The 7,934-nt window shown below is 61.5% G+C and carries 6 protein-coding genes; 4 read left to right on the top strand and 2 right to left on the bottom strand.

Annotation, left to right across the window (positions count from 1 at the left end; genetic code table 11):
• Positions 1-47 precede the first annotated feature (47 nt).
• The 4 genes from hsdR to HNS34_RS19455 are packed head-to-tail and all read left to right on the top strand — an operon-like array spanning position 48 to position 5,735.
• Entirely contained in the window at positions 48-2,426 is a 2,379-nt protein-coding gene (gene hsdR / locus HNS34_RS19440; protein WP_172321747.1) for an EcoAI/FtnUII family type I restriction enzme subunit R, read from the top strand.
• 17 nt (positions 2,427-2,443) lie between these two features.
• A complete protein-coding gene (locus HNS34_RS19445) occupies positions 2,444-4,009 on the top strand; it encodes a class I SAM-dependent DNA methyltransferase (RefSeq protein WP_214647550.1) in 1,566 nt (521 codons plus the stop codon).
• Positions 4,009-5,157, top strand: coding sequence for a restriction endonuclease subunit S domain-containing protein (locus HNS34_RS19450; protein WP_172321748.1), 1,149 nt, complete (start codon positions 4,009-4,011; stop codon positions 5,155-5,157). Before HNS34_RS19445 ends, HNS34_RS19450 begins: the two co-directional genes overlap by 1 nt.
• 2 nt (positions 5,158-5,159) lie before the next feature.
• On the top strand, positions 5,160-5,735 hold the full coding sequence (locus HNS34_RS19455) for a hypothetical protein (RefSeq protein WP_172321749.1): 576 nt from the start codon (positions 5,160-5,162) through the stop codon (positions 5,733-5,735).
• A gap of 20 nt (positions 5,736-5,755) precedes the next feature.
• On the opposite strand, the gene HNS34_RS19460 is transcribed toward HNS34_RS19455, so the two are convergent.
• Both HNS34_RS19460 and HNS34_RS19465 read right to left on the bottom strand, forming a co-directional pair.
• Positions 5,756-6,667 carry a three-Cys-motif partner protein TcmP gene (locus HNS34_RS19460; protein ID WP_172321750.1) on the bottom strand — a complete coding sequence of 304 codons (912 nt, stop codon included), beginning with the start codon at positions 6,665-6,667 and terminating at the stop codon, positions 5,756-5,758.
• Positions 6,668-6,694: 27 nt separating this feature from the next.
• The gene (locus tag HNS34_RS19465; protein ID WP_172321751.1) at positions 6,695-7,453 is read right to left on the bottom strand and encodes a DUF5131 family protein; all 759 of its coding nucleotides are present in this window, start codon (positions 7,451-7,453) and stop codon (positions 6,695-6,697) included.
• Positions 7,454-7,934: the final 481 nt, after the last annotated feature.

A 7,934-nucleotide genomic window follows, 5' to 3' on the forward strand; every position in this document is an offset into this window, starting at 1 on the left:
CGTTTGCTGCGCGATGGCATGTCGAAACCGGGCGAAGTAGATTGCGCATGAACGAAGCCGATACCTGCAGAAAGTTCGTCGTCCCGAAGCTGCAGGAAGCAGGCTGGGATGATCGTCCGCACGCGATAAACGAGCAGAGAACTTTTACTGACGGCCGAGTTGTATTTGTCGGCGGCAAAGCTCGCCGTGGCAAGCAGAAGCGCTCAGACTATCTTCTCCGATATAATCCGGATTTCCCTATCGCCGTCGTTGAGGCCAAATCCCGCTACCGGCACGCCGCGGAGGGCCTCCAACAAGCCAAGGAATATGCAGAAATCCTTGGACTTCGGTTCGCGTATTCGACCAACGGGATCGAGATTGTCGAGTTCGACTACACGACCGGCATCGAGCGAACGATTTCGGATTTCCCGGCGCCTGATGACCTTTGGGCTCGGCTCCGCCGCGCCGAGGGCATTGTCGACGACCAAGTGGCCGAACGGCTGCTGACGCCCACCTTTCCAGACCGAGCCAAACCCCTTCGCTACTATCAGGAAATCGCGGTGAACCGCGCGGTCCAAGCGGCCCTTCAGGGCAGGAAGCGGGCCCTCCTCACACTGTGCACCGGAGCGGGCAAGACTGCCGTCGCCTTCCAGATCTGCTGGAAGCTATGGACAGCACGCTGGAATTCAAAAGGGGTCAACCGAAACCCGAAGATCCTGTTTCTCGCTGATCGCAACGTCCTGGTCGACGATCCGATGGCAAAAGACTTCAGCCCGTTTGGCGACGCCCGTCACAAGATAGCTGGCGGCGTGGCGGTCAAGAGCCGCGACATGTATTTCGCGATCTACCAGTCCATCGCGCGTGACGAGAACCGTCCCGGCCTCTACCGAGAGTACGCGCGCGACTTCTTCGATCTCATCATCATTGACGAATGCCATCGTGGCAGTGCGCGCGACGACAGCAACTGGCGAGAGATCCTCGAGTGGTTCGAACCTGCGACCCAGATCGGGATGACAGCGACGCCGCGGCGAGAGGATAACGTCGACACCTACAACTATTTCGGCGATCCGCTTTATGAATACAGCCTGGCGCAGGGCATCGCTGACGGCTTCCTGGCCCCGTATCGCGTCCATCGCGTCATATCGGACTACGACGCTGCCGGCTGGCGACCAACGCGGGGTGAACTTGATCGCTATGGTCGCGAGATACCCGACGCCGAATACTCGACGCGGGACTTCGAGCGGGTCGTGGCGCTGCGGGCTAGAACTCAGGCCATTGCGAGACACCTCGCGGGCTTCATGGCCGAGACCGACCGCTTCGCGAAGACCATCGTTTTCTGCGTCGACCAGGAACACGCGCTCGAAATGCGGCAGGCGCTCGCCGCCCTGAACACCGATCTCGTGAAGGACCATCCCGACTACGTTTGCCGTGTGACGTCCGACGAAGGCGATGTGGGAAGCGCGCACAGGGCGAAGTTCCAGGATGTCGAGACCCAGACGCCGGTCATCCTCACCACGTCGCAGCTTCTCACGACCGGCGTGGACGCCCCGACCTGCAAGAACGTGGTGCTCGCGCGGGTCGTCGGCTCCATGCCGGAGTTCAAGCAGATTATCGGACGGGGCACCCGTCTCCGGCCCGACTACGGCAAGCTCGCCTTCAACATCATCGACTACACCGGAACCGCGACGCGCATGTTCGCCGATCCCGCCTTTGACGGCGATCCCGTCCGCGAGGACGAAGCGGTGATCAATGCGGACGGCGACATCGTGGAAGAGCGCGAGATCGAAGAAGTGGCGCCGGATCCGGACGATTTTCCTGAAGGGCCCGATATCCCGGATGGACCGGTCGAGCTGGGGGACGAGGGCGAGAACGGGCCCCGCAAGTTCTATGTCGACGGCGGCGAGGTCGCGATCGTCCGGCACCTCGTGTACGAACTCGATTCTGACGGGCGGCAACTCGCCTGCCGCCAGCTCACCGATTACACTGGCGACAAGGTCCGCACACTCTACCCCAATGCGTCGGAACTGCGCACGGACTGGCTCGATCCCGAACGCCGGGCGGAAATCGTCGAGCGGCTTGAGGAAAAGGGCATCGACCTCGATTCCTTGGCTGATGCAGTCGGAAAGCCGGAGGCCGACCCGTTCGATCTCCTATGCCATCTCGCCTATAATGCGCCGCTGCGCACCCGGCGCGAGCGCGCTGACCGTCTGGTGAGGGAGCAGGACGAGTTTCTGGACCGCTTTGGGCCGGACGCCCGAGAAGTTCTGGATGCCGTGCTTGAAAAGTATGCCGAACATGGCAGTGCCCAGTTCAAGCTGCCCGACATCCTGGAAGTGCCCCCGTTCAACGAGTGGGGCAACGTCATAGAAATCGCCGCCCGCTTCGGCGGGGGCAAGGAGCTGCGCAGCGCCGTCACCGAGCTGCAGCGTCTGCTCTACACCGCTTGAATTGAAGGAGCTCTATCTTGGCTACAACCGCCCGAAAGAAGGCTGCGCCGAAGCAACTGACCACTGCCCAGCGTCTCGACAGCATCATCAAGTCTGCCCGCAAGATCATGCGGAAGGACAAGGGGCTGAACGGCGACCTTGATCGGTTGCCGATGCTCACCTGGATAATGTTCTTGAAGTTCCTCGACGACATGGAGCGGATCGAAGAGGGACGCGCAGAACTTGCGGGCAAGGATTATCGCTCGATCATCGAGGCCCCTTATCGCTGGCGCGATTGGGCGGCGGATGCCGATGGCATCACCGGTCCCGACCTCCTGTCGTTCCTCGTTTCCGAAATGACCGAGCGCCCGGACGGCACACGCGGCCCGGGGCTCTTCACCTATCTCCGAGGCTTGCGCGGCGACAATGGGCGGCGCGAGCGGCGCGACGTGATCGCAACCGTCTTCCAAGGCTTCGCCAACCGAATGGAGAGCGGCTACCTGCTGCGCGACGTAGTCAACCTTATCGACGGCATCCATTTCGATTCTTCGGAAGAAGTTCACACACTCGGTCGCCTGTACGAGACGCTGCTGCGCGAGATGCGCGACGCTGCAGGGGACTCGGGCGAGTTCTACACGCCCCGGCCGGTCGTGCGGTTCATGGTCGAGGTGACCGATCCCAAGCTGGGCGAGACCATCCTCGACCCGGCATGCGGCACCGGGGGATTTCTGACCGAGGCCTTCCTGCATCTTGAGCGCCAGGCCAATACGGTCGAGAAGCGACGCATCCTCCAGGAAGACAGCTTCTTCGGCGGCGAGGCCAAGTCGCTGCCGTTCCTGCTGTCCCAGCTCAACCTCCTGCTGCACGGCCTGCATGCCCCGCGCATCGACCCGGGCAATGCCCTTCGCTTCCGCCTGGCCGAGATCGGGGAGGATCAGCGGGTCAATGTCATCCTGACCAATCCACCATTCGGCGGCGAGGAGGAGGCAGGCATCCTCAACAACTTCCCCGAGGACCGGCGCACGGCCGAAACGGCGCTGCTGTTCCTGCAACTGATCATGCGGAGGCTGAAGCGCGCCGGGCGCGGGCGGGCCGCCGTCGTAGTCCCGCACGGCACGCTGTTCGGCGATGGCATCTCGGCGCGGATCAAGGCGGACCTGCTCGAGAAGTTCAACCTGCACACGGTGGTCCGGCTGCGTGAAGGGGTTTTCGCGCCCTACACGGACATCCCGGCAAACCTGATCTTTTTCGACACGACCGGACCGACGAAGGACATCTGGTATTACGAAATGCCGCTGCCGGAGGGCCGCAAGAAGTACTCGAAGACCGCACCAATGGCCTATGACGAATTTGCGGACTGCCTTGCCTGGTGGAAGAACCGAGAGCCGAACGAGTGCGCCTGGAAGGTATCGGCCGCTGAGCTGATCCAGCGCGACGAGCAGGATCGTGTCGTCGCCTGCAACCTGGACATCAAGAACCCCCATTCCGGCGAGGTCGCCGATCACCGAGCGCCGGCCGAGATCGTGGACGCGATCATCACACAGGAGCAGCGGATTCTAGGCATCATGGACGAGATCAAGGCCGTGCTGGCGGAGCGGGTATGATGGCGTGGCCTTTTGTCGAACTCGGTAAATTGATTTCGCACCGAAAGGAGTTCATCGAGATCAGCCCCGACGTCACCTACGCTCGGTGTCGGGTTCAAACATCCGCTCGTGGAATTGTTCTTCGAGACCGTGTTGCGGGTTCTGAAATCAAGACCAAGAAGCAGCAAGTGTGCCGCACAGGGGAGTTTCTGGTTGCCGAGATTGACGCAAAAATGGGTGGATACGGCATCGTGCCACCTGATTTAGACGGTGCGATTGTCAGCAGCCACTATTTTCTCTTCGAGGTTGATGAGCGTCGGCTTATGCGCAGCTTTCTCGAATGGTATTCGCGGACCCCGGCCTTTTTGGAGCAGATCGCGGCTCGCGGATCGACCAACTACGCATCTGTACGGCCTGCCAATGTCCTTGGGTATCAAGTACCCCTTCCGTCCCTCGACGAGCAGCGCCGCGTCGTCGAAAAGCTCGACAGGGTCGCGGCACTGGTGGACGAACGCCGCAACGCCATCGAGGCGGCCGAGCGAGAAACGCAGGCGCTGCTGCTGAAAGCCTTCCAGCGCGCCATCGACGGCGCCCCCCTGCGCCCCATGGCCGAGGTCGCGCCGCTGGTGCGCAGGCCGGTCGAGATCGATTCCGACGCTGCCTATCCGGAGCTCGGCGTCCGTTCATTCGGTCGGGGCACGTTCCACAAACCCGAACTGCCCGGCGTTGAGGTCGGCAACAAGAAGCTGTTCCGCATCTGCTCGGGCGACCTCGTGTTCAACATCGTCTTTGCCTGGGAAGGCGCTGTCGCCGTCGCTCAGCCAGAAGACGATGGCCGCGTCGGCTCTCATAGGTTCCTGACCTGCGTTCCCGCGCCGGACACCGCGACCGTCGAGTTCCTGCGCTTCTATTTCTCGACGTCCGAGGGATTGCAGAAGCTGGGTGAAGCATCTCCTGGCGGAGCGGGACGGAACCGGACGCTGGGATTGAAGAAGCTCGAAAGCTTGCGAGTGCCGGTCCCACCAATCGGTCGGCAGCACTGGTTCGACCGCCTTCAGGCGAAGGCGCACGAAGCCCGCACCATCCGCGCCAACACCGCGCAGGATGTGGAGGCCCTGATTCCGGCCATGCTGCACGAGATCTTCGACGGTGGGGCGAAGGCCGCGTGACTGTGAGCCGGGACGATCAGCCCGATCTGCTATCGGACCTTTCGGATCTGGACTTCGTCCGTCATCTGCTGGCCGACCTTCATGACGACCTGCCAGGGAAGGTCGGCCGTTTCCGGATGCTGACAGATCTGGGCGGCCAGATGGGTCGATCGGGGACGATGATTTTCGGCGGCCATGCGGCCCATCACGCTTGGGTCGAAGCGCGTTCGTCGTTCGTGCACGGCAACTATGCGGCGACGATCCTGCTGTGTCAGGGGCTCGTGGAGCATCTGCTGGCGGCATATCTTCACGCCGGGCTTCTGGTTGATGACATTCCGGATCGCATCCAGTTCGCCGACACCCTCCGCCGCTGCCGAGAGCGCGAGGTAATCTGTGATGAAGACGTCACCGACCTCCGACGCATGATGGCGCTGCGAAACCCGCTGTCGCATTTCCGGCATGTAGATGATGGCAGCAATCTTGATCGTCGCAGCATCGATGAGAGCAGATCGGCGGACGACCTGCTGCGCCACGACGCGATCTTTTCGATCGGTCTCGCCGTTCGGATGCTTTCAAGGCCTGCGTTCCGGCTCGGCTAGCAATCGGGGCCGCCAGCTGGTCATCGTCGAACGGACCGAGTCTTTGGTGGCATGATCCGATCACCCTTCGCCAAGATGTAGTCGGCGATCTTGTGCCCGAGGGGATGGGGCCCCGCCCACAGCATGTAGTAGATCGGGACACCTCGCGTGTTCCTGACGACACTCGGTGTGGCGGCGTGGCCGAACAAGGTCTTCAGGCGGCCGACGTAGTGGTCAAGAAGCCGCTTGGCTGCATCGTCAACCTTGTGGCGGGTCGTATCCCCGAAGAGGTCGGTGCGCTCTGCGTAGACGAGGCTCTCCCAGTCCGCACCGCCGAAGCAGCCGTTCAGCCCAGCGCGCCAAGTTTCGGGAATGTCACCCGAGCGCGTGATCAATCTGTTGATGGCCATTCCAAGCGGGAAATTTATGATCACCTCAAACTTCTTGGTTGATCCCAGAGCTGCGACGGTTCGCCAGTCCAGGTGGGGGCCATAAGGATCGAGGAAAGCAACACCCCTCATGTTCCGCCCCGCAATCCGCGGGACCAGCTTCTGGATCAATTCGTTCGCGTCGCCAACCTGAACGCTGATCTTTCGAGCCGGGTACTCGGCCCTCAAGCCCTCGAGAAGGGCCGCGCGCCCTGCATCTGCGTCAAAGAAATGATATTGGGTGAAAGGGTGTTCGAGAGCGAGGGCTCGGTGCGGGGAGCCTTCGATGAACTGCTCCTCGGACCGAACGAACTCGTCATCAAGAAGCTGAAGGTCTTCGTCATCAGCACCGGCCCAGGCGTCACGGATTCTTGACCGTCCCGCGCCGGCGAATGCGTCGACGTAGACCAGTTCGAAGGACTGTTTCTTCAGCGCAATGGTGTAAGCGTGAAGATATGCCTCGAGGCCATCGAGCTTTTGCCGAGCCCATGGGCCAACCGTATTTTCAATATGCGATTTCTTCAATGATGGCGGTACTCCGTGCGAAATGGTTCACGCTGAAATCTGATCGAGGATCGGCTTCGGGACGATTTGCCACGGAAAGCCGTTCCATTCCTCACCATCGAGCAGACGCCCCCCCGACTTCGGACGGGCGCCACCCCATTGTTTGAAGAAGAAAGCGACGTCGTCACGTTCGCAGATGTCCCGGATCTGGCGGGCCCAGCTTTCGTCCATGGGCCGAGCCCGGGGCCCGCTCTCCCCCCCGACGATGGCCCAAGCGACTCCCTGCAGATCGACATCCCCGACCGGTCCGAGCAGCGGCTCGAACGAGATGAAGCGCGCGTCGGAATTGATCTGCTTCAGGTGCTCGATCCGGCTCGCGTGCGCGGCGTCCTCGACAGAAACGCCGAGCCAGATGTGCCGAGGGACCGGCCCTCCATCATACCGCTTCCGAACGTAGTTGCGCATGAGCGAACTGCGCTTGGTCAGCACCTGGTAGACGTGCCAGTCCGCCAGCTCCATGGCGTCGAACACCGCGTCGATGAATGTACGGTCGATGTCCTTGTGGAAGAGGTCGCTCATCGAGTTCACGAAGATCATCCGCGGCTTTTTCCAGAGCACGGGCTGCCTCAGCCTCGACGGCCAGAGTGTCAGATCAAAGCCCTGCTCGTAGGGGTGTCCAGGGATTCCACGCCAGCGCTCTGCGAACCGCTCGGCGTAGCAGTTGTCACAACCGGGACCGACCTTGGTGCAGCCCGTCACCGGGTTCCACGTCGCGTCCGTCCATTCGATGTCTGACTTCTGGGCCACCTGCTCGCCTCACACTTTTTCACAACGGTAACACGCGGTTGACTCAGCACAAAGCACGAACAGCGGCTGGGGTGAGATTGGTCCCAGCCGCAGCCGAACCAGCGCGCAACGGGCGGCGTTCGATCTCTGTTCCATCCGCCATCCAGATGGATTTTCCAAATCGCGTGCATCACGGACTTCGAAAGATCACTTGTAAGCAATGACTTAAAGCTGTTCACCGAAAGCGCGGCGGTTAACAGGTCCGGAGAATATCGGCCCGGAGAGAACGCGTGTCCGCCCTTCGGGGCGTAGGCCGGTTAACAGCCCAACCCGCATAACCCCCGAAAACAACGGAAAAATCCGGCTGCAGCCGGATCGGGAGAACGCTTTCGCGAGGGCAAGTGGCGGAGAGGATGGGCCTGATATCCAACCTTCTTTTGTGGATGCCGCTCGGTTTGCAAGGAAATTCTGATCTTCTGGACTTGTGATCGAGTGCGTACTT

The sequence above is a fragment of the Alterinioella nitratireducens genome (assembly GCF_013155465.1).
Lineage (GTDB): Bacteria > Pseudomonadota > Alphaproteobacteria > Rhodobacterales > Rhodobacteraceae > Alterinioella > Alterinioella nitratireducens.